The sequence below is a fragment of the Burkholderia lata genome, from assembly GCF_902499025.1.
In the GTDB taxonomy this organism is placed as follows: domain Bacteria; phylum Pseudomonadota; class Gammaproteobacteria; order Burkholderiales; family Burkholderiaceae; genus Burkholderia; species Burkholderia lata_C.
In genome coordinates this window covers 14598-37323 of sequence record NZ_CABVPW010000042.1, presented here as the reverse complement: position 1 = coordinate 37323, position 22726 = coordinate 14598, and the positions used below count along the sequence as shown (strand labels likewise).

Genomic DNA, 22726 nt, shown 5'->3' with positions numbered 1-22726 from the left:
GACGACAGCGGAATGTCAGGCAGCCGACCGGTAACGATTCGACTGCATGCGCATGCGGACGCGCCCGGCCGAAATCGCGCGCGGCTCGGGCACCACCGTGTCGTGAGGGAACATTTCCTGCCGGAATTCGCCGCTTTCGTCGAACCACTGGCAGATCAGCCAGTCGCCGTCGTCGAATACGACCGGCCCGGCATAGGTGACGGTCATGCGCGGCCCACCCGTTTTCAGCGTCACGACATCGCCGACGCGAAACCTGACGCGTTGATTTTCTCGGTTCGTCATCGCTCTCTCAGCATTTTATATATCGATATTCCCGGCGGCTTACCGACAGTTCAATAGAACGTGCCGCAGATTATCAATCAAAAAACCGGCCGGCAACTCCCGCGTTCAAAAAAGCTCTGATCGGGAAAATGCAACAATGCGCGGCATCGACGCGCACGGCCGGCGCCCGATCGCCCGGCCCGGCGTGGCTTGCACGCCGGGTCGGGTCAAACGGGCGAAATGCGGAGAATAGACGATCTATTTTGCGTCGTCACCGACGTTTAATTCAGACGCGAAATCGGTTGATTATTGTCAATCAGCTTTCAGCTGGAAACGATCCCACGATTTATCTGCGCTCATTCACCGAACAAAACCGGTGAATTATCGGGCGACGCAAACCAGCGGTTGATATCGCGTCCCGGCACGGCAGCTTGCGTAAATGTAAACGTGCCTTCCTGCGCCATCTCCTTCGCGGCGCGCAGGAACGCGCCGAGCGCGGCCCGCGCCAGTGCACCGCCAACGCTCACGCGCTTCACGCCGAGCGCCGCCAGCGCATCGAGGCTCAGCAACCCGCCCTGCAGCCCCATCACGACGTTCACGGGCGCGCCGACCGCCTGCGTCACCGCCGCGATGTCGTTCGCATCGGTGATGCCCGGCGCATACAGCACGTCGGCACCCGCATCGCGATAGGCGACGAGCCGTGCGATCGTGTCGGCGAGGTCGTGGCGGCCATGCAGGTAGTTTTCGCAACGCGCGGTCAGCGTGAACGGGAACGGCAGCGCGCGCGCCGCGGCGACGGCCGCCGCGATGCGCTCGATCGCCGCTTCGCGCGCGTAGATCGGTGTGTCGGCGCGGCCCGTCGCATCCTCGATCGAGCCGCCGACCGCGCCGGCCTCCGCCGCGAGCCGGATCGTTTCGGCCACCGTGTCGGGCGCGTCGCCGAAGCCGTTCTCGAGATCGGCGCTGACGGGCAAGCCGCCCGCGGCGACGACGTCGGCGATGTGATCGAGCATCGCGTCGCGGTCGATCGCATTGTCGGGCTGACCTTTCGAAAACGCGTAGCCGGCGCTCGTGGTCGCAAGCGCCTCGAAGCCGGCCATCGCGAGCAGGCGGGCGGTGCCCGCATCCCACGGGTTCGGGATGATGAAGGCGCCCGCGCGCGCATGCAGTGCGCGGAAAGCTTCGGCTTGGCGGGCTTGCAGATTGGAACGGGTCATCACGGACTCCGGGAAGAAGTTGACGACCGAGCTTACGCCGGTCGTGCACGCGACGTTTCAGCGTTCGCCGAAATGTCGGCGTGCGACTGGAAAAACCCGGCGCGCCGAATGCGCGCCGGCAGCCGGCAACGAGCGGGCCGGCACCGCCGCCTGCCCGTCGCCGGCCGACGGTCGTTCAGATCGATGCGGTCGGCCCGCCGTCGATGCCGAGCAACACGTCGGTGACGGCTTCGGAGAACCGCATCGCGCGGCCGTCGATCAGCACGCCGTCCGGATTCGACGGGTCCCGCGCCGCTTGCGGCACGCCGTGCGCGAGCAGCACCCGTGCGCAAGCCTCCCAGTCGGCCGCACCGACATGCTCCGGTTCGTTGACGGACGCCCACGACAACGTGCCGAGCGCGTCGCTCCCGAACCCGTGCATGTCGCGCCAGCTCGCGCCGTGCGCGAGCAGGAACGCCAGCAGGTCCGCATCGCCGCGGAACACGGCCTGATTCAGCGCGCTCGCGTCCCAGTCGCCGCCCCGCGCGGCAATCGGCCAGCCCAGTTCGACCATGACCCTCACCGCGTCGCCCGAACCCCACGCGGCGGCGTCCGGCAGCAGCCGCAGCCGCTCCTCGGGCAACGCGCCGGGCAGTTCGGGGTGCCGCGCCTGGATGCGCCGCGCATCGTCGGCGTCGGCGCGCGCGCAGGCCGCCACGAACGCATCCGCCGCGTCGAGCGGCTCGTCCGCGCCGGCCGCACGCAACAAGGCCGCGACGTCGGGCAACCCGGTCTGCATCGCCAGCCGGTACGCACTGACGCCCGTCGGCGTTTGCGCGCGGGGATCGGCGCCGGCCGCCAGCAGCGCGGCGACATGGCGCGCCGAGCAGCGCACGCCGATCGCCCGCAACAACGGCGCGCCCCAGGTCTGCGCCAGCCCCGGCCCGGGCGGCTCGTTCGGGTCGCCGCCATGCTCGAGCAGCAGTTCGAGTGCGTCCGCGTCGCGCATGTCGAACGCGCGCCGCAATGCATTCGTCCCGCCCACCCGCGCGCCGTGTTCGAGCAGCACGCGCGTACAGGCCGGATTTTCCACCGAGTGATACAGCGATTCGCCGTCGTTCGGGTCGGCGCCGGCTTCCAGCAGCATCGCGGTGAGCACCGGATCGCGATTGACGCCCGCCGCGCCGTACAGGGCCGACAACGGCCCCGCTTCGTCGGGCGCGTCGAGCGACGCAGGCGGAAAGCGGTTGCCGATCCGCTGGTCCGGATCGGCGCCGGCATCGAGCAGATGGCGCGCGCAGGCGCGCAGCCTGGCGGCAAACTCGGGAATCTGCCCGAGCCGCGAATGCGTAACGGCGACCAGCGGCGGCAGCTTCAGCGCGCCGCCGGCACGCGCGATCCAGCCGGGATCGGCGGCCAGCGCCGCCTTCACGGCGTCGAGGTCGCCGGCCGCGCAGGCGACGGTCGGATCGACCGCGACGAGATCGGGATGGTCGAGCAGCAATTGCGCGGCGACGCGCGGCCGGGCCGCGTCGAAGCCGCCGGTCACGTCACCGCCGTACACCAGGTCGAGCCAGCGCCGGACCAGTTGCGACCGCTGTTGCCCGCCAAGCGCATGCATTTCGACGAACGCGCCGAGATCGGCCCACGACGCGAAACCGTACTCGCGCGCAATGCAGGACTGCGCATCGTGCAACCGGAGCCCGAGCGCGAGCGCTTCGTCGTGCGTGCGGTTCGCGGCGGCGGGGAGAAACCGGACAAAGCGCGCGACGGCATCGGCGTCGCCTTGCCGGTACAGGCGCAACAATGCCTTGGCCTGCTTTTTCAGATGATCGGGATGGGCCTTGGGAGGCAGCTTTTTCATGCGGATCCTCGTGCAGTAGTGGCCGAAGGTCCGCAATACCGCCAGCACAAAGGACAGGTGGAAAGCTGAATTTGCTGCAACAGGTGGGTTCAACCCTTTCCGCGGACCCGGAAGCGACCTGCATCGCTGACCGGTATCCTAGGCGACGGCCGGTGACGTCGTCAACCGTGCCGCGCCATGCGGCGGCGACGCTCAGCCCGCGAGCTTCTTCGTCAGGAAGATGCGCGTGTGCCCGACCGGATAGTCCGGCAGCTCGCCGAAGCGGACATAGCCGCGTTTCTCGTAGAACGGCCGCGCCTGGAAGTCGAACGTGTCGAGCCACGCGCTGTGGCAGCCGCGCGCGACGGCTTCCGCCTCGGCCAGATCCATGATGCGCGTGCCCGCGCCCTGGCCGCGCGCGGCCTCGGGCACCACGAGCAGGTCGACGTGCAGCCAGCCGTACGCCGTGCCGCCCCACAGGCCACCGACCACCGCGCCTTCACCATCGGTCACGACCACGGCCAGCGCACGGAAGTCGTTCGGGCCCGCCTGGCTTTCGTTGAACCGGATGAGCGGCGCGACGATCTGCTTGCGAACGTTCGCGTCGCCCGCGTCGGTCACCTCGTATGTGAACGTCATCGGTCGAGTCCGGTTGAATCGTGAATGAGGAAGGATTGAAGCCGCACGTACCGCGTCAGACGACGTAAGCGCCCTTCGCGTGCAGTTCCGCCTCCGTGCGCTCGAGCGCAGCGATCGCATCGCTGCCTTCGAGCGCCAGCAACTGCGCGACCAGCGCTTCGGCCATCGCGTGCGCGGCCACCAGCGACGGGAAGAACGACGGGCTGTCGTGCGTGAAGATCAGTTGCGCATCCGCGTGCAGCGCGATCGGCGACACCGCGCTGTCGGTGATCGCGACGATCCGGCTGCCCTGCGCCTTCGCGGCCTGCGCGACGCGCGTCGCTTCCTGCGAATACGGCGCGAAGCTGACGACGACGGTCACGCTCTGCTTCGCGATCGTGCGCAGTTCCATTTCGAGCGAACCGGCGACGCCGTTGAGCAGCGACACGGTCGGACGGAACAGCCGGTAGCCGTACACGAAGCCGAATGCGACCGGATAGCACGAGCGAAACCCCGCGACGTGCACGTGCGACGCCTTGCGAATCAGCTTCGCGGCATCGGCGAGCGCGTGCTCGTTCTGCGCGGCGGTGGCCGACAGGTTGTGTTGTTGCGCGGCGAGCAGGTCGTGCGCGAGCGACGCCTTCGCGTCGGGCCGCACGAGCGAGCGCGCCCGCTGCGTGAGCGGCTCGGGGCGCGTGCGCACGCGCGCGACGCACAGGTCGCGCAGCTCGTTCCAGCCGGGGAAGCCGAATTGCTGCGCGAGCCGCACGAGCGACGCGGGCTGCACCTGCGCGCGCTGCGCGACCTTGCGCATCGACGAGGTGGCGACTTCGTCGGGATGATCGAGCAGGAAGGCAGCGCCCGCCTGGAATTGCGGGCTCAGCTCGGAAAATTGCGCCCGGATCCGGGACGCGAGTTCGTCGAAATTGGCGGCCATCTTGGTGGGAACGGGAACCGGTCGTCCATGGTATCACCGGCCCCGCGCGCACCGATCAGCGCAGCACTTCGACGTGATCGGCGTCGACCTTCACGCTGCCCGACCATTTGCGCTCGAATTCGCCGGTCACCTTCACTTCGTTCTTGTCGCTGACGGGCTGGCCGGCCGCCCACAGCTTGTGGTCGATCTCGACGCGGATCGTGCCGGTCGCGTCGGCGAATTCGTAATCCTCGCCGCCGACATGCTTGACGATACGGCCCTGCAACTGCACGTGCTGGTCGTCCTTGCCGTTCGCGAGCAGTTCCTTCACTGTCGTCGAGGTCAGCGTGGACGGCCCCGTGTATTGCGCGTAGACGGCGGCAGGCAGCGTGGCGAGCGCAACCGTCAGGATTCTGGCCAGGTGTTTCATGATTTCGGTCCTCTTCTTCGATGTGACGCCGCGCCCCGTTGAACGCGACGGCGCCAGATTACGGACCGTAAGATTAAGCAAACCTGAAGGTCGCGCCGAGGCGACACGGTGCCGCATTGGACGAGTACGAAAGCGCGCCGCCCGCCGCCCGCATTTAAGGTCTGCCTAAGACACGGGCGCTTATCATGGGAACCCCGGGTGCCACGGCACCCCGTTGAAGAGACACCAATTCATGCGCGTATTGCTCGTCGAGGACGATCCGCTGATCGGCAGCGGGCTCGAACAGGGCCTCAAACAGGAAGGCTTCGCGGTCGACTGGGTCAAGGACGGCGACGCCGCGTCGCTCGCGCTGCGCGCGACCGGCTACGGCCTGCTGCTGCTCGATCTCGGGCTGCCGAACCGCGACGGCCTGTCGGTGCTCGCCGCGCTGCGCCGCCGCGACGAAAACCTGCCCGCGATCATCATCACCGCGCGCGACGGCGTGCCCGACCGCATCGCGGGCCTCGACAGCGGCGCGGACGACTATCTCGTCAAGCCGTTCGAGCTCGACGAGCTGCTCGCCCGCATCCGCGCGGTCAACCGCCGCCATGCGGGCCGCGCGCAGACGACGCTCGTGATCGGCCCGCTGCGGCTCGACCCCGTCAAGCACCTCGTCTGGCTCAACGACGACGAAGTGCCGCTGTCGCCGAAGGAGTTCGTGCTGCTGCACGAGCTGATGCGCGACCCGGGCGCGGTGATTTCGCGCGAGCAGTTCGAGGAGCGGCTGTACAGCTGGGGCGAGGAAATCGAGAGCAACGCCGTGCAGGTGCATATCCACAACCTGCGCAAGAAACTCGGCCACGACATGATCCGCACGGTGCGCGGCGTCGGCTACCGGATCGGTGACGGCGCATGACGCACATGCAACAGGCCATCGCGCGCTGGCGCAACGCGTCGCTGCGGCGGCGCCTGCTGACGTGGCTGATGCCGGCCGCGTGCGTGATCGGCCTCGTCGCGAGTGCGGGCACCTACTGGGGCGCACTGCGCGAGCTCGACGACCTGCTCGACGACCAGATGCGCAGCATGTCGAAGCAGATCGTCGTCGGCCCGAACGGCGAGCTGTCGTTCAGCAACCACGCCAACGGCAAGCACGGCTTCGAAGCGAGCGACCCCGACGCCGTGCTGCTGCAGGTCTGGCGCAACGGCACGCTCGTGTATTCGACCGACCGCGATTCGAAACTGCCGCCGCCCGAGCAGAAAGGTATCGCAAGCGTCGACGTCGGCGGCCAGCCGTGGCGCACCTATGTGACCGAGCGCGGCGGCACGACGATCCGTCTCGCGCAGGCACGCCATGCACGATGGGAAGCGATCGCGGGCATCGCCGTACACCTGCTGTGGCCCGTGTTCTCGATGCTGCCGCTGCTCGCGATCGGCCTGTGGTTCGGCATCGGCGCCGGGCTGCGGCCGCTGCGTTCGATTGCATCCGGCCTCAAACGCAGGAATGCGAACAATCTGGAACCGGTCGACGTCGGCTCGATGCCGAACGAAGTCCGGCCGCTCGCCGAAGCGATCAACGACCTGCTCGCGCGCCTCGACCGCTCGTTCACGTTGCAGCGGCACTTCATCGCCGATGCCGCGCACGAATTGCGCACGCCGATCATGGGGCTGTCGATCCAGTCGCAGCTGCTGCGTCGCGCGGCGACCGCCGAGGAACGCGAGCACATCCTCGCGCAGATCCATGCAGGCACCACGCGCCTCGGCCACCTCGCCGAGCAGTTGCTGACGCTCGCGCGCCTCGAGCCCGATGCGCAGGCGGCCGCCTCCGCATCGGCACCCGTCGATCTCGCCGCGCTGTGCCGGTCGGTGGTATCGGAACGCACGCGCGTCGCCGACGCGCACCGGATCGATCTCGGCGCGATCGTGTCGACGCCGGTGATGACGTCAGGCAACGCCGACACGCTGCGCGTGCTGCTGAACAACCTCGTCGACAACGCGATCCGCTATGCGGGCGACGGCGCGCGCGTCGACGTGTCCGCACGCATCGACGGCACGACGCCCGTACTCGAAGTCGCCGACGACGGCCCCGGGATCCCGGAAGCGGAACGCACCGACGTGTGGGAGCGCTTCTATCGCGGCGAGGGCGCGCAGGCCGTCACGTCGTCGGGCAGCGGGCTCGGGCTGTCGATCGTCAAGCGGATCGCCGAGCAGCATCGCGCGACGGTCGCGCTCGGCACCACGCACGGCGGGCGCGGGCTGACCGTCACGGTGCGCTTTCCGCTGCCGGCCTGACGCGCGGGCGGCGGGCGGCTTTTCCACAGATTGTGTTGGCAAGCTTGTGGACAACCTTCCATTAACGACACCAAGCCATTGATCGGAAAGGGTTTGTCCGTCGTGCGCGGCAAATGCGCCAGGCCGGGTCGGCTGCGTACGCGACTCAGTTGTCGTCGACGATTTGCTCTATTCGCAGGCCGGTCGAGGTTTCGAGGATGTTCGCGTGCTTCGACACGTAGCAATAGCGACGCCCCGGCGGATCGTCGCTCGGCCTGGGCTTGGTCCGGTTCTCCTCGTGAACGACGACGGTGCCGCCGGTCGGATACGCACCGACTCGCTCGCCCATGTAATAGAGCTGGCCGTTCAACTGGTAATAGCCGTGCCCGAGATACCAGAACGAGTCCTTCTCCGTCGCGATCGGCTGGTTGCCGAGGTAGATCGCGTTGCCCTTCCTGACGATCGGGTAGAACAGCAAGCCGATTTGCGGTTCGATGACGGTGTAGTGATTGACACGGATGTCGTCGAGCACCTTGTCGCGAATTTCTTCACTCAGGTAGGTGCTCTCGCCGAAATACTCGGTGTGACGGTAGGCTGGCTGGCAGGCATGCGCACTCGTGCCGCATACCACCGCCACCAACGGCACGGCGATCGTGTTCCAGATCGTTCTCACTGATTTCTCTCCAGGTTCCTTGTTGTTGGCCCGCCATCCGGCGCGGCAAATGTTACCGGTGCCGGCTCGCGTCGCCAGTCTACCGCCCCCCGTTTCGTTCAGCGACGTTCATTCGTCTAATTGACAACTGGTTGTCTATTACGTAAAATAGTTGGCAATTCATCACGCGTATCGACCATGACGAAATCCGCGAAGTTGACCGCCGTCGCGCTGTCCGTATTCCGGTTGAACGGCCTCCTGATCGAATGGGGCAACGCGTTTGCCGGGCCGCACGGCCTGACCAGTGCGCGCTGGCAGGTGCTGGGCGCCATCTCGCTGGCGCCGGAAGCTCCGAACATCCCGCAGATCGCCGACGCGATGGGCATCACGCGGCAGGCGGTGCTGAAACAGATCAACGTGCTGACCGACGAAGGGCTGGTGGCGTCGCTTCCCAACCCGGCGCACAAGCGCTCGCCCTTGTACGCGCTGACGCCTCGCGGCGAGGCCGCCTATCAGGCCGTGGTCGGGCAGTGGCAACAGCATGTCCGCGACATCGCCGGCGACTTCAGTTCGGCTGACCTGGATGCGGCGATCCGCGTTCTGTCGGCGATGTCCCGCGCTCACGGTGCCGATGCACCGGCGTGAGCGCTCAGTCCCCCTCATCCGAAGGAGTTCCCATGCCTCATTTCAAGCCGATGGATCCGGCGTTTCCGATCCAGCAACAGATCGCGATCGACGCGGAGCCGGTCGTCCTCGTCAACCTGTTCACGTTGGCCGCCGCCGACGAAGCGGACTTTCTCGCCGTGTGGAAGGACGATGCCGAATTCATGAAGCGGCAGCCGGGATTCATCTCGACCCAGCTTCATCGCGCGGTCGGCGACAGTCCGACTTACCTGAACTACGCAATCTGGGAATCGACCGCAGCGTTTCGCGCGGCCTTCACGCATCCCGAGTTCGTCGCCAAGCTGTCGGCCTATCCGTCGTCTGCCGTCGCGAGCCCGCACCTGTTCCGGAAAGTCGGCGTGGCCGGTATCTGCACGGCGTGAGGGCATGACCTGCCCGGCGAAGTTTAAGAAAACATCCTGGCGGCTGGTTGTCCGGTCCAGTAATCAATCGTCCCTGGCGGGCGGCCCAACCCGTTTGCAGAAGCACGTTGTACCCATCCCGGTTGGGGGGCTGGATCGTCCCCGGCGGCAAATGCCCTCCACCCAAACACCGATGCAGCTGTTCGGCGTAGCCAAGTGCGTTGCTCTGATCATCGCGTCAAAGTAAGACGCGAAAGCGTGAAGAACTTTGCCTGCCGCCACACAAACGGTAGCCACCCCGTCCTGTCTACTATTGAGATTCATGCGAACAGCGACAAGCTGCGGTGACTCGGCGGACGCCGATGCGTCGCCCGGTGCATGTCTGCCTGGAAGTTGAATCATGGCGTGCTTTCCCTGTTCCGCTCAATCAAGCAACCAGCCGTTATCGCCCTCGACCAGCGTGCCGCCGTGGCTGGTGGTGTCACCCTCGCGGGCGACCGCCCGGCCGCCAAACGTGGTTACGCCCCCGGTGACGATGACAGCACCGCAACTCGTAGAGTCACCGACACAGGCCGCTTTTCTCCCCCCGACTGTCACGCCGTCCGTGCCGCTGATAACAGTTCCAGGTCCGTGCACCGGACAGACATGGCGATGGCCGACAAGCACAACGGGTCGCATGAAAATCTCCGATGGTGATATTGATCAGCCGTTACTTTCCAGCGGCGGCACTCTGTTCACCCACATACTTCCACTGGAAGCTGAAGGGGTCCACGCCCCTGTCCCCCGGCAGGTTCGGCAGTGAATCCCCTTCCTTGACGAACACTTCGTAATAGCCGCCGAGCCGTTCGATGCTCTTGCCCGTCGCGGCCCAATAGCCGGTCTTTGGTGCGTAGTCGCCTGGACGGGCGTACGGCAGCGCGGGGACCTGCGTACGGGCATCCACTTCGCCGAGGAATTCAATGTGCCGCCCCTCACGCGCTTCTTCATCGGTCGGCTTATAGACCTTGAAATAGAGGCGGTTTGACGGTGCGTTATCCGTAATCGGATACATCATCCTGCCTTTGCCCGTATCGGTACGGTCCAGAACCTCCCGCACGTCGATCCAATCAAGTTGCGTATGCCAGTAGACCATCTCGTAGACGTGCGTGCCAGGAAGGAACTGGCTGTTCATAATCACAAATTCACCGGGGCCATCTGAAGTCCACTTGCTTTCAGCCTTAACCTTGTTGGCGTACAGTTTTATTTCCTCATCCCGGGGAGCGGCGACATAAGGTTCAATGTCACGATGCTTAGGCGGGGCAGGTTTAATCTCATTACCCCCCGAATACAACCGCATTGCAGGACCATCAGGTGTCGGTTTACCGGTCCATTTAACGTCCTGTTTACGTGGATTGATATAGGAAAGGTAGTACCGAATTTTAATGCTATCGTCACGTACAATCGCGTCATGGAACCCAATCTGGGTGATTAACGGATTCTTGACCCAGGTTACCCGCTCATTCGGCACGACACCCGTCTGGTTTCCACTTTGCTTGTCGGTCATAGAACTTTTCGTAGTTTGGTTCGAAGACGGCACCGCGCGCTGTTCCGTATGGGATGAGCAGGCGATCAGCATCGCCATTCCCCAGATCGAAACAACGAGACGGGCACCGTTCACTATCAGACGGTCAGGCTTCATCCTTCGCGCTCTCGATAAAAAATGCAATAATTTCGGCATTAGCTAACGCCCTGTTAGGCGCGAACTCGGCGAGTACCCGTTACTTTCCAGCAGCCGCACTCTGTTCGCCCACGTACTTCCACTGGAAGCTGAAGGGGTCCACGCCCCGGTCCCCCGGCAGGTTCGGCAGTGAATCTCCTTCCTTGACGAACACTTCGTGATAGCCGCCGAGCCTTTCGATGCTCTTGCCTGTCGCGGCCCAGTATCCGGTCTTTGGCGCGTAGTCACCCGGACGGGCGTACGGCAGCGCGGGGACCTGCGTACGGGCATCCACTTCGCCGAGGAATTCAATGTGCTGCCCCTCACGCGCTTCTTCATCGGTCGGCTTGTAGACCCTGAAATAGAGGCGGTTCGACGGCGCGTTATCCGTGATCGGATACATCATCCTGCCTTTGCCCGTATCGGTACGGTCCAGAACCTCGCGCACGTCGATCCAGTCAAGTTGCGTATGCCAGTAGACCATCTCGTAGACGTGCGTGCCGGTGAGGAACTGGGTATTCAAGATTACAAATTCGTCTGCAACCTCGCCTACCCATTTCTCCTTTGCCTTCACCACATGGGTAGATCGCTTTATATCTTCGTCCCGGGGAGCCGCGACATAAGGCTCAATGCCACTGTACTTAGGCGGTGCAGGCTTAATCTCATTACCCCCCGAATACAGCCGCATTGCAGGACCATCCGGTGTCGGTTTACCGGTCCATTTAACGTCCTGCTTACTTGGATTGATATAGGAAAGGTAGTACCGAATTTTAACGCTATCGTCACGTACGATCGCGCCATGGAACCTGATCTGGGTGATCAACGGATTCTTGACCCAGGTTACCCGCTCATTCGGCACGACGCCCGTCTGGTTTCCACTTTGCTTGTCGGTCATAGAACTTTTCGTAGTTTGGTTCGAAGACGGCACCGCGCGCTGTTCCGTATGGGATGAGCAGGCGATCAGCATCGCCATTCCCCAGATCGAAACAACGAGACGGGCGCCGTTCACTATCAGAAGGTCAGGCTTCATCCTTCGCGCTCTCGATAAAAAGTGCAATGCTTTCGGCATTAGCTAACGCCCTGTTAGGCATGAACTCGGCAAGTACCCGTGCCGCGCGTGCCCCATAGGCAGTCTTTCCGTTGTATTTGTCAGGGTCATCTGCCCCGTTAACGTCGATCCTCTGGTCCTTGGCATGAGCGGTATTCTGCAAATGCGCCACCTCGTGCAACTGGATTTCCATACGGTTCTGATCGACCGGATCCCTGTTATTAAAGCTTCGGAAGAACGGACCATACTGGCAAGCGATATTGACGTATTCCATCCGGAAGCCTGATCGGGCAGGCGTGAGCGCCTTGGCCGGATACACCCCCGGCTGCACATAGGCACCCGCCTCAAAACCCAGTGCGCCCTTGACCACCCGTTGCATGGATATATGGCGGAAGAACTCCCGCATGCCTTTCAGGTAGTTATGGACGTGATGCCCGGCAGGCTTGGCTGCAAGCTGTCCGTGCAACGTCTCCGGGGCAGCGATGTCATTGGGCGTTACGCCAAACCAGTATTCGAAGTTTGACCAGAGATCGTGATGGGCAACATTGTGAATCGTTTGCAGGGTCGCATATTCCCTGACGACTGGCGCCCGCGCCGAGGGCGCATCAGGCATGGCGGCGTTGGCGTCCGCCCAGGGTTCGAGTTGTTTGAGGCGCTTCTCGATCAGCTTCAGGCAGGTTATCCAGCTCTGCCGGATTTCCAGTTCGAACGCCTCCTCGGACAGCGTTGCGTCCGTTGCGAGACATTCCCGCATCTGGGCCAGAAAGCCCACAGGGTGGAAATGCCAGTTCTTCGTATCCATCGGCGTGGATAACGGCTTCATGGCATTGTTCACACCGTCCTGCTGTACCTTCGCGTCGCTCCAGAACTGCTGACGCTGAATATCCTGCAAGAACGCCTTGAACTGGCTGTCGGATAATTGCGGAAGCGGCGGATGGCCACCTTGCTGAAGTTTGTCGTATCGCTTGCTGTTGTTACTGCTGTCCCATTCAGTGTGGAATCGGACAGCGGCGGTGCGCAAGATCGCGTCAACGCCATCGGCGTGAAGATCCTCGGGACTCAGGCTCGCAGAAGACTTGTGTGCGGCGGACAGGATTTTCTGCATGACCGCATCGTCATCCTCAACGAAGCCGTCGTCTGTCGTGTTCAGCTCGCTATCCTCATAGGCCTGCCATCCCCGCGCTACCCAGTCGCTATCGGTAGTCAGCGTAACCCACGCGTCGCGGACAAATTCCCGCCCATCGGCTACTGCCCTCGCTTGATCGACGTACGCGTAATAGGTGCTTCCATTCATGCCAAATAGCTTGAAACATATCAGGTCGCTAACCGCATCAGGCTTCATTCCATCCAACCCGCAGGGTATCGCTGCAAAAAAGCAGGATCCAGCTGGAAACACTTGCATGTCGGATGCCGACAGGGTTGCAACGGTTTTATCAAGATTTATTTTTGCGAGGCTAGCATTCTTCGTCAACCACACCTTCCCCATACCATCGCTTTTCTGTCCATCCGCATATTCCTGGTACGACGAACTTGGGTTGATAATGTTCAGCGGAACAAGCGGCTTCATCTGCTTCACCAGCCTATTCTCACCCGTAAAAATCTCGAAGTGGAAGCTGTCCGCCACCGGGCCAAGATCGCCGTCCGTTATCCCGGCGTAACCAATCACCTGTCCGGCCCTGACCGGATACTCCATTGAGAAGGTGCGGTCCAACGGCATCCACCGCTTTTCCGTAGGATGGCAGCAATACATGAACGAAATGGGATAGCTCAGCCGGATTTTCTGCTCGGGCCTCAGTGGAACGCCTGGCTCCACGTCCAGATACATGCGCTCGATCCATCCCTCGCCACTGTTGCGTGTATTGATGTCAGTAATCCTGATCTTGACCATGTGGTGCCCGTCATCGATCACCGCGCTTACCGTTACTTCGTCCCCGCGCAGCGCGGCAACCGGGACAATTGTATTGGTGGTCGTGAGAAACGGCGGCAGGAGTGCCTTGTTCTGCAACTGCTTCTGCGGCAGCAGATTCGCGTAGAGCGAGTAGAAGTGCGCTCCGATGTATCTGGGGATGCTCGCGCTGACACCCTGCGAAACGCCCGCCACAGGCTGCATTTCACCGCCTCCTCTATTGACCTCGCACTCGTGCCGTATCAATACAAAGCTGCTGCTGAACTGCCGGAGCGCTAACGGCTGCGACTTGGCTTTCGTCGCTGACGCCTTCACGGGTACTGCCGCCTTGATCTGCCGGCCGAGTTCGCTGTCGATATAGTCCCGATCCAGTCGGAATGCGACGATGGTGCCGTCTGCGACCGCGCGCACCGGCTTTTTTCCGCTCAGGTGTACGCCGCCGTGCCAGAAGCGGTTGCGCCCTACCGGGAATACACCTCCAGCGACGTGCTTCGCGAGATCAATATATTTGCGGACAAGTGCTGACGTACTCAGCGCGGCACTGGCTGACTGCGGGTAAGACGCTGGCTGCGGGGCGCTGTAATAAGGATCGTCTTCAAATGGGAAAGTCACAATCACGAGGCACGGTTCCTTGATGGAATAAACGGCAGGCGTCAGCCTGAAAACGGGAAGTAGTCCGGTGTGAACGGGTCGCCCTTGTTCACGTCCGAGCGCATGTCCAGGGCATTCTTGACCCAGCCGGTCTCGGTCTGGACCGGCCCCTTCAGCTTGATCCGGACTCCTTCAATCGTGACGCCCTCACCGTCGAGCGTGATCTTTCCGGCCGGGCCGATGATTTCAGCCTTGTCGCCCGCCTGTAGCTGGTAGATACGGGTCTTGCGCTCAATAGCCTGTCCCGCTTCGATCTGGTGACGCCCCTGCACCTTGTGTTCGGCGTTGCCGCCAGTCGTGACCTGGAAGTTGGCCGCAATGGTGTCCTTGCGATTGTTGCCGGTTTCCTCGATTCGATCCTTGCCGATCTGGATGCGGTGATCGCGCCCAACCGAAAGAAACGCATCCTGGCCAATGGTGTGACGACGATCTACACCAATATCGACCTGTTCGCCGCGGCCGACTTTTTCCGTACGATCGTTGTCAATCGTCACCGATTCATCATGTCCGACTGTCTTCGCGCGATCGTGTGCAACCGTATGCAATTCATCGTTTTCAACTTCGGTTCGCATATCCCTTTCGGCATGGAACCATATTTCCTCCCTGCCTTTCCTGTCCTCGAACCGCAGCGCGTTGGCGGTTTCGTAGCCGCCTTTATCGGTGGAGCGCGTCAGCGTGCCGCTCTGGGTCGCATTGGCGGGCAACTCCCACGGCGGCATGTTGTGCGCGTTGTAGTGCCGCCCCGTCACAAATGGCCGGTCAGGGTCGCCGTTCTCGAAGTCCACTATCACTTCCGAGCCGACCCGCGGAACGCTGATGGTCCCGTAGTTGTTGCCTGCCCACGGATAGGAAACCCGCAGCCAGCAGGATGATGTCTGATCATGTACTGGCGAGCGATCCCAGTGGAACTTCACCTTCACCCGGCCGTACTGGTCCGTGTAGATTTCGCTCCCGTCGGCCCCCGTGACAATGGCCGTCTGCGGGCCGGTTGTGCGTGGCTTGCTGACCATGCGCGGTGGACGGAAAACGGTCGTGGCCGGCTGCACTTCAAACCGTGTCCGAATCCGGTATTCGCCGGTATCGGTTGCCCCGTCGAGTTCAGCCGCATCCAGCCGAGCCCGGATAACAAGGTATTCGCGGTTTGCACCGGTTTGCGGAAAGCCCGCCAACGTAAAAGTCGTCCCGCACACAACGTTCCGCACATTCCCACCGCCAGTGCCCCGCTCACCCAGGGCACGCATTTCCTGCATGCGTACCCGTGCAAACTGCTCACCGGCCTTCAGTTCGGTGTAGTCGCCGGGCCACTCGTAGCGTTCAAGCGTATTGTGCGAGGTGTTCTGCGGCAACTGAATCTGTGCCTCCAGATTTGCCCTTGGCCGGGTAAAGTCGAAATCGTTCGTGGTCCACTGACCCGACTGGATACGCGCAGTCGTATCAAAGTTGTCGATGTGCTCCATGTCAACCCTGCGGCCTGGCGGATGGTACGACAGCGTCTGATAGGCTTCACTGTCAACCGGCTTGTGCGCCCCCAACTGGTCCACCAGAACCATGCGATGCACCGTATCTGAATGCTCGAAGAACCAGTAAATCCCGTTTTCTTCCATTAGACGCTGGATAAAATGAAAGTCGGTTTCGCCATACTGGACCTGATATACCAGCTTCGGATAGGACTCGCTTAGCCGCATGTCCCACGAGTAGAGGTAGTGGTCGCTCAGCACTTCGTGAATGATTTCAATAACAGACTTATTCTGGAAAATCCTGTAATCCGAGCGTTTCTCAGCCAGCGCGATCCACGGTTGCAATTTGAGTCGATACCTACTCTGTCGGTTTGACTGACCGGCAAAACTCACCGCCGTGATAATCCCGCTGATTTCGCGTAACCCGCGTCCGATGTTTGCTGCACCGGTCGCCCCTGGCATTCCAGGGACAAAAGTGCCCATCCCGTCAAGCTGGATGGTGACGGTCAGTTCCTTCCCAATCATGTCGAGCGTATTGAGATTCGCCGCCTCTTCGTCACTCAATCCCACGTCGAGCGAGGTTTTAACCTCCAAATCGTAGGTGTAGATTTTGGAAAGTTCTTCCTCGCCTTCGATCGCAACCAGTTGCAATATAGGCTCGCCATTGTGCGATAACGGGACGGCCGCCCCACTGATAGAGAGCGTTCTGGGCCGGCTGAATTTCTGCATGACCGGATATAGCTTCTGAACATCAAACGCGTTGGACATGGTGATTCCGACAATAAGGTGGATCGTATTGGCCTACTTGGCGAGCGTATGCAGACTGACACGTCAGGACGTTTCGCTATCAGGCAACAACCCGACCGGCAGGGACACGGGGCTATCCATTGCGACCATATGATGTTCACGTCGTGTCAGTTCGGGTGGCCGCTGGGCAGCACGGCGTGATGCGGCAGCGAGGAATTCGGCAGGCGCGAACAGACCCAGCACGTCGTTCCATTGCTCCGGTTCACAGAGGTCCGGTACCCCACTGAGGTCGCCGAACAGCTGTTCAAGTTTGACCGGTGGCCTGAGTAGCTCCGTGATCCCGTGAGGCTTGGCAACCGGCTTAACCGGTTGCGGCGGCAACTCCACCATAGTGAGCAAACCCAATCCCGGTTCAGCCTGCACGGGCAACGCAGATGGAGTGGCTTCCTGTGTATAAGAGATTGCCCGCTCGGCCAATGAAAGCGGATCATCGAGAAATCTAAGGTATTGACTGTACAGTGACGCAATAATATTTGCGTCCTCCACAGCAACGTTATTGTCATCGAGCTCGCGAAGGGCCTCGCTGCCACGAAGGGACGCTGATGATCCAAGCAGACCAAATACTGCCCCACCGCCGCATTCGTCACCAATGGACAGTGCCCGAAATCCCCCGCGCATAACATTGTCTGCGACGTGAACAACCGTGCCGCCGTGATCCGTTGAATCGCCAAAGCGAGCGACATCCTTTCCTGAGGTATTGTCTTTCACGTTTCATCTCCGTCGAACGGAATTTCTCCTGCGTCGAATTTACCGAACACACCGGGAAAATTACATAAGACGCGTCCGAAATTAACAAAGCCCAGCAAAAATCACAGGGTGTGATTTTTTTGTCGCGACAATGGACATGCCCCGCGTATAAGTTGCACACACAACGTCTGCACAACCGGGGCTGGCTCAAGCGGACAACGGCAAGTGACTTGCTGCCTCACGCGAACCCAATCGGGCGGCACGGACATATTGCAGCCTTCTGGACGCTCCTCCATCATGGCTTGCGCCGTCTGCCGAAGCAAATTCACACCAGCAGAACAACAACCAGCAGACCGAATCAACCACACGACAAGTTGAGATAAATCCTACCCATATCCATAGGTATCCTTACTTATAGAGATAACAAGACACACTGCCAGCACATCGGACTCAGTGCTGGATGCCTGGAGCAGCCCCCTGAAACGCCGGACACAGTCACCCACTTACAATAACGGGCAGGCATAAGACTGTGTCTTTGACTAACACCTGGCAGGAAGTGATGGAAGTGTTGACGGGCCCGGAGCGCCGGCGGCGCCGGACGGCGGAGCAGAAGCTGGCGATGGTTCGCGAGAGTTTCGAGCCGCGGAAATCGGTTTCGATGGTCGCGCGCCAGCACGGTGTGAATCCGAACCAGCTGTTCCACTGGCGCAAGCTGTATCAGGATGGGAGCCTGTCAGCGGTCAAGGCTGGCGAGGAAGTGGTTCCGGCCTCGGAACTGGCCGACGCGCTCAAGCAGATTCGTGAGCTGCAACGGATGCTCGGCAAGAAGACCATGGAGAACGAGATTCTCCGCGAAGCAGTCGAGTACGGCCGGGCAAAAAAATGGATAGCGCACTCACCCTCGCTGCCGGAGGACGACCAGTGAAACGGGTTTGTGAAGTTCTCGGCGTGTCGCGCTCGAACGTATCGGCACGGTTGTCGCGTCCGGCGACGTGGCGCGATGGCCGTCAATCGAGGCAGCCTGACGACGCGGTCGCTGTCGAGGAAATCCGCCGGGTCGTCGGCGATTTGCCCAGCTATGGCTATCGCCGGGTTTGGGGCATATTGCGCAACGAGCGCGTCGCGGTTGGGCTAGTGCCGTTCAACGCCAAGCGCATCTATCGTGTCATGCGCACGCATGCGTTGCTGATGCAGCGCCGACCGACTCCGCCTCGCCCCCCCCAACGTCGACACGACGGCAAGGTGGCCGTCGCGCACAGCAATCAGCGGTGGTGCTCGGACGGCTTTGAGTTCCGCTGCGACAATGGCGAACCACTGCACGTAACGTTCGCGCTGGATTGCTGTGGCCGTAAGGCGATGAGCCGGGCGGCCGCGACGGCAGGCCAAAGCGGTGACATCGTGCGCGACGTGATGCTGGCTGCTGTGGAAAATCGATTTGGCAACGACCTGCATACCCCGTCCGAAATCGAGTGGCTGAGCGACAACGGTTCGGGCTACACGGCTGACGACACGCGCCGGTTCGCAGTGGCCATCGGCCTGAAGCCATTGACCACGCCGGTGTGCAGCCCGCAAAGTAACGGGATGGCCGAGAGCTTCGTGAAGACGATGAAACGCGACTACGTCGCCTTCATGCCGACGCCGGACGCAGCGACTGCTGCACGCAATTTGGCCATCGCGTTCGAGCATTACAACGAGAAGCATCCCCATAGCGCACTGAAACATCGCTCGCCTCGCGAGTTCCGGCGTTCGATGGATTCAGCAATCCTTAGTGTCATGCCGCGTCCGGTATTACAGGGGCAACTCCAGCGGGGTATCATGTCAATTCGTCATGCGGGATGGTGGATCGTGGGGGAATGGCCTGAAGCAGCCCCCAGTTTCGCCACATCGTCTATCTTGCCCGCCTGACAAGGGTTCGCTGCCACCGCCAAAGTTGTCCACAGAAAATGTTGGCAAGCTTGTGGATATCCTGCGCACCACAACGCTAAGCCCTTGATCCGACGGACTTTGGCACGCGTGATGCAGACGAGGCCCTGGTGATGGCCATCGCACACACCGCTTCGCCGCACTTCGCGTCACGACGCCACGACGATGCACGCCGAAGTCGGCGCACACGTGCTCGCCATGCGCGGCGCGACTTACCCACAGATTTTGTTGGCAAGCTTGTGGATATCCTGCGCAAGCCTGCGCTAACCCGTTGATCGGGCTACGGTTCATGCGCGGCGTCACGGTTGCGGCAACGGGCGGCCCGGGCGGGCGCGCATGCGGACGATCCCGCGCATCGGCAGCGCCCCACCGTTGCCTTGACGCTCGCACCCGCCACGCGTCAAGATCACGCGAGCCGCACGCAGCCGCGCATCATCGGCTTCGCGCGACGGCTCGACGGCCCGGCCGTTCCGCCGGTACCGCACCACGACACATCACTCCGAGGAAGACCATGGAACACTTCACCGCGTGGCAGCTGGTCGTCTCACTTGTGCTCGTCGTTGTCGTCATCTATCCGTACGTCCGCATCGTCCGGCGCACCGGGCATTCGGGCTGGTGGATCCTGACGATGTTCGTCCCGATCCTGAACTTCATCATGTTGTGGGTGTTCGCGTTCGCGCGCTGGCCCACCGTCGACGATCGGCAGCCCTGATCGTCGCCACCGCGGCCGCCAGGCTTGTCCACAGATTGTGTTGGCAAGCATGTGGATAGCCTGCGCATACCGCGACCAAGCGCTTGATCCGTAAGACTTTGTCCGCGCCGCTTCAAATGCGGCACGCGGCCGGCAAAGTGCCGCTCACACGCCCAATCGCCACGTAACGGGCCGCCAGCCGCGCGTGCGAACCGGCTTGTCCACAGATTGTGTTGGCAAGCGTGTGGATAGCCTGCGCATACCGAGGCCAAGCGCTTGATCCGAAAGACTTTGTCCGCGCTGCCTCAAACGCGGCACGGCGGCCCGCGCCACGCCTGACGTGGCCGCGCGCGGGCTTGTCCACAATTTTTGTTGGCAAGCATGTGGATATCCTGAGCATGCGTGACCTAAGTCGTTGATCGCACAACGTTTGATCGCGCGGGTCACGGTTGCGGCACGGCATGCATGCGGGTCGCGTCACGCACGCCGCGCCGTCCCGCCTCAACCGAATGCCCGGACCACGATGCGCGCGACCGACGCGATCACGTCTTCCTTCGCGCGTGCATCGGCGCTCGCCTGCGTGTAATACACGACCAGCGCGATCGGCGCGCCCGACGGCGACCACACGACACCCGCGTCGTTGGTCGTCCCGTAGTCGCCGGTGCCCGTCTTGTCGGCGACCGTCCACCCGGCCGGCACGCCGGCACGAATCCGCTTGTCGCCAACCTTGTTGCCGCGCATCCACGCGACGAGCTGCGCACGCTGCGCGGCCGGCAGCGCCTCGCCGAGCATCACCGCGTTCATGCTCGCGGCCATCGCGGCCGGCGTCGTCGTATCGCGCAGGTCGCCCGGCACCGCGTCATTCAATTCGGTCTCCCATCGATCGAGCCGGAACGCGTCGTCGCCGATCGAGCGCGCGTAGGCCGTCACCGCCGACGGGCCGCCGAGCAGCTTGATCAGCAGGTTCGCGGCCGAGTTGTCGCTGTACTGGATCGCGGCCTCGCACAGCGCGGCGACCGTCATGCCATCGTCGACATGCTTCCCCGTCACCGGCGAATAGTTGACGAGATCGGCCTTGGTATAGGTCACGCGCTGTTGCAGCAACGCCGGACGCGCGACGCTCTGCGCGAGCACCGCCGCACTCAGCATCGCCTTGAACGTGCTGCAGAACGGGAAGCGCTCGTTCTGGCGATGTTCCACGCGCCGGCCGCTCGCGATGTCGATCGCGCACACGCCGAGGCGGCCGCCCACGCTGCGTTCGAGCGCCGCCAGCGCATCGAACGTCTCCGCGTCGCGCGAGGCCGTCGTGGCCGCTGCCACCGCGGCGGCGGCGTCGCTCGACGGGTACGGTGCAGCAGTCTGCGTCGACGCGCACGCGGCAACGGTCAAGGCGAGTGGCGCCGTTGCGGCAGCCAGCAACAGGGTTCGACGTTTCGATGAGTAAGTCATGTCGGTTGTCTCGTGGTGGAATGGAGGCAAATGGTGTGGAACACGCCCGGCCGGCGAGACAGCACTATCGGGACTTTACGGTTGCCTGACAAGCAACGATAATTGAGCGCTGACAAAAGAATTTCTTATGACAAAGCTCCGCCCTCATCTTCCGCTCAATGCGCTGCGCGCGTTCGAATCGTCGGCGCGCCACCTGAACTTCACGCGTGCCGGCCTCGAGCTGAGCGTGACCCAGGCGGCGGTCAGCCAGCAGGTGCGCTCGCTCGAGGAGCGGCTCGGCTGCACGCTGTTCACACGGCTGCCGCGCGGCCTCGGCCTCACCGACGAGGGGCGCGCGCTGCTGCCCGTGCTCAGCGATGCGTTCAGCCGCATCGAGACGGTGCTCAAGCAGTTCGACGGCGGGCGCTTCCACGAGGTGCTGACGCTCGGCGTCGTCGGCACCTTTGCCCTAGGCTGGCTAATGCCGCGCCTGAAGCAGTTCGGCGATACGCACCCGTTTGTGGAACTGCGGATGCGAACCAACAACAACGTCGTCGATCTTGCCGCAGAAGGCCTCGACTTCGCGATCCGTTTCGGGGAAGGCAACTGGCCGACAACGCGCAACGAGCGTCTGCTCGACGCGCCGCTCACCGCGCTGTGCGCGCCGGACATCGCGCGGCGCCTCTCGCAGCCGGCCGATCTCGCGAACGAAACGCTGCTGCGCTCGTACCGCACCGACGAATGGCATGGCTGGTTCGATGCCGCGCAGCTCGCGCCGTGGGCGGTCAACGGGCCCGTGTTCGATTCGTCGCGGCTGATGGTCGAGGCGGCGATGCAGGGCGCGGGCGTCGCGCTCGCGCCGGCGTGCATGTTCGCGCGCGAACTGCAGCTCGGCCTGCTCGCGCAGCCGCTCGACATCGACGTGCGCGCCGGCGGCTACTGGCTCACCTCGCTGAAGTCGAAGCCGCTCACGCCGGCGATGACGCTCTTTCGCGACTGGATCGTGGCCGAAGCGGCCGACACGGCCCAGGCCGAATGACACGGTCCTGTTTGTCCACAGAAAGTGTTGGCAAGGATGTGGATATCCTGGGTACCCGGCGCCTAAGCCCTTGATCGCGCACGAATTAGCACGCCGACGCAGACATCGGGCAGCCTGTATTCACGGGCTTCACACGCCGGCCTTCGGCGGCCCGATCGTCAACTGTCGCGACGCAATCGATTGCGAGTTGTCCACAGAATATGTT

20 protein-coding genes and 1 pseudogene are annotated in these 22726 nt (G+C 62.7%); 7 read left to right on the top strand and 14 right to left on the bottom strand.

All coding sequences use genetic code 11. From position 1 onward, the window contains the following. Positions 1–15 precede the first annotated feature (15 nt). From BDI24065_RS32685 to BDI24065_RS32660, 6 genes are all read right to left on the bottom strand, one after another. Positions 16–282, bottom strand: a complete 267-nt coding sequence (locus BDI24065_RS32685) for a YodC family protein (protein ID WP_175034680.1) — start codon at positions 280–282, stop codon at positions 16–18. Between the two features lie 335 nt (positions 283–617). Then, complete coding sequence (locus tag BDI24065_RS32680; protein WP_175034679.1) at positions 618–1478, bottom strand: isocitrate lyase/PEP mutase family protein; 861 nt, start codon at positions 1476–1478, stop codon at positions 618–620. Between the two features lie 175 nt (positions 1479–1653). Further along, positions 1654–3321, bottom strand: coding sequence for an ankyrin repeat domain-containing protein (locus BDI24065_RS32675; RefSeq protein WP_175034678.1), 1668 nt, complete (start codon positions 3319–3321; stop codon positions 1654–1656). A 192-nt stretch (positions 3322–3513) separates the two neighbouring features. Next, entirely contained in the window at positions 3514–3939 is a 426-nt protein-coding gene (locus BDI24065_RS32670; protein WP_175034677.1) for a GNAT family N-acetyltransferase, read from the bottom strand. Positions 3940–3994: 55 nt separating this feature from the next. Continuing rightward, positions 3995–4855, bottom strand: coding sequence for a MurR/RpiR family transcriptional regulator (locus tag BDI24065_RS32665; RefSeq protein ID WP_174936872.1), 861 nt, complete (start codon positions 4853–4855; stop codon positions 3995–3997). A gap of 55 nt (positions 4856–4910) precedes the next feature. Then, positions 4911–5264 (bottom strand): YgiW/YdeI family stress tolerance OB fold protein, encoded by a 354-nt coding sequence (locus BDI24065_RS32660; protein WP_175034676.1) that lies wholly within the window; start codon positions 5262–5264, stop codon positions 4911–4913. Positions 5265–5496: 232 nt separating this feature from the next. Here BDI24065_RS32660 and BDI24065_RS32655 point away from each other — a divergent pair, with 232 nt between their 5' ends. Both BDI24065_RS32655 and BDI24065_RS32650 read left to right on the top strand, forming a co-directional pair. Next, a complete protein-coding gene (locus tag BDI24065_RS32655) occupies positions 5497–6159 on the top strand; it encodes a response regulator (protein WP_011354376.1) in 663 nt (220 codons plus the stop codon). Continuing rightward, positions 6156–7532, top strand: a complete 1377-nt coding sequence (locus tag BDI24065_RS32650) for an ATP-binding protein (protein ID WP_175034675.1) — start codon at positions 6156–6158, stop codon at positions 7530–7532. The genes BDI24065_RS32655 and BDI24065_RS32650 overlap by 4 nt, the downstream gene beginning before the upstream one ends. Positions 7533–7677: 145 nt before the next feature. Here BDI24065_RS32650 and BDI24065_RS32645 read toward each other — a convergent pair whose 3' ends face one another. Continuing rightward, positions 7678–8184: a hypothetical protein gene (locus tag BDI24065_RS32645; protein WP_175034674.1), complete on the bottom strand. Its 507-nt coding sequence runs from the start codon at positions 8182–8184 to the stop codon at positions 7678–7680. A 177-nt stretch (positions 8185–8361) separates the two neighbouring features. Between BDI24065_RS32645 and BDI24065_RS32640 the strand changes: the two genes are divergently transcribed. Both BDI24065_RS32640 and BDI24065_RS32635 read left to right on the top strand, forming a co-directional pair. Further along, the gene (locus tag BDI24065_RS32640; protein ID WP_175034673.1) at positions 8362–8808 is read left to right on the top strand and encodes a MarR family winged helix-turn-helix transcriptional regulator; all 447 of its coding nucleotides are present in this window, start codon (positions 8362–8364) and stop codon (positions 8806–8808) included. A gap of 32 nt (positions 8809–8840) precedes the next feature. Beyond that, positions 8841–9209, top strand: a complete 369-nt coding sequence (locus BDI24065_RS32635) for an antibiotic biosynthesis monooxygenase family protein (RefSeq protein ID WP_175034672.1) — start codon at positions 8841–8843, stop codon at positions 9207–9209. 402 nt (positions 9210–9611) lie between these two features. On the opposite strand, the gene BDI24065_RS32630 is transcribed toward BDI24065_RS32635, so the two are convergent. The 6 genes from BDI24065_RS32630 to BDI24065_RS32605 all read right to left on the bottom strand — a co-directional run bounded on the left by BDI24065_RS32630 (position 9612) and on the right by BDI24065_RS32605 (position 17461). Continuing rightward, positions 9612–9866, bottom strand: a complete 255-nt coding sequence (locus BDI24065_RS32630; protein WP_175034671.1) for a PAAR domain-containing protein — start codon at positions 9864–9866, stop codon at positions 9612–9614. A 31-nt stretch (positions 9867–9897) separates the two neighbouring features. Beyond that, positions 9898–10731: a hypothetical protein gene (locus BDI24065_RS32625; RefSeq protein WP_254609901.1), complete on the bottom strand. Its 834-nt coding sequence runs from the start codon at positions 10729–10731 to the stop codon at positions 9898–9900. A gap of 214 nt (positions 10732–10945) precedes the next feature. Next, the gene (locus BDI24065_RS32620) at positions 10946–11914 is read right to left on the bottom strand and encodes a hypothetical protein (protein WP_254609900.1); all 969 of its coding nucleotides are present in this window, start codon (positions 11912–11914) and stop codon (positions 10946–10948) included. Beyond that, complete coding sequence (locus BDI24065_RS32615; protein WP_175034670.1) at positions 11904–14456, bottom strand: hypothetical protein; 2553 nt, start codon at positions 14454–14456, stop codon at positions 11904–11906. The genes BDI24065_RS32620 and BDI24065_RS32615 overlap by 11 nt, the downstream gene beginning before the upstream one ends. Before the next feature lie 35 nt (positions 14457–14491). After that, positions 14492–16714, bottom strand: coding sequence for a type VI secretion system Vgr family protein (locus BDI24065_RS32610; protein ID WP_254609899.1), 2223 nt, complete (start codon positions 16712–16714; stop codon positions 14492–14494). A 63-nt stretch (positions 16715–16777) separates the two neighbouring features. After that, complete coding sequence (locus tag BDI24065_RS32605) at positions 16778–17461, bottom strand: TagK domain-containing protein (protein ID WP_175034669.1); 684 nt, start codon at positions 17459–17461, stop codon at positions 16778–16780. Between the two features lie 538 nt (positions 17462–17999). Here BDI24065_RS32605 and BDI24065_RS32600 point away from each other — a divergent pair. Beyond that, positions 18000–19210: pseudogene (locus BDI24065_RS32600) on the top strand (IS3 family transposase); the annotation flags it as partial. 664 nt (positions 19211–19874) lie between these two features. Further along, positions 19875–20075 carry a hypothetical protein gene (locus tag BDI24065_RS32595; protein ID WP_175015810.1) on the top strand — a complete coding sequence of 67 codons (201 nt, stop codon included), beginning with the start codon at positions 19875–19877 and terminating at the stop codon, positions 20073–20075. A gap of 480 nt (positions 20076–20555) precedes the next feature. Here the strand turns inward: BDI24065_RS32595 and blaPEN-bcc are convergent, their stop codons facing one another. Continuing rightward, positions 20556–21503 (bottom strand): PEN family class A beta-lactamase, Bcc-type, encoded by a 948-nt coding sequence (gene blaPEN-bcc, locus BDI24065_RS32590; protein ID WP_175034668.1) that lies wholly within the window; start codon positions 21501–21503, stop codon positions 20556–20558. Positions 21504–21630: 127 nt separating this feature from the next. On the opposite strand from blaPEN-bcc, the gene penR reads away from it, so the two are divergent. After that, on the top strand, positions 21631–22521 hold the full coding sequence (gene penR, locus BDI24065_RS32585; protein ID WP_175034667.1) for a beta-lactamase transcriptional regulator PenR: 891 nt from the start codon (positions 21631–21633) through the stop codon (positions 22519–22521). Positions 22522–22726: the final 205 nt, after the last annotated feature.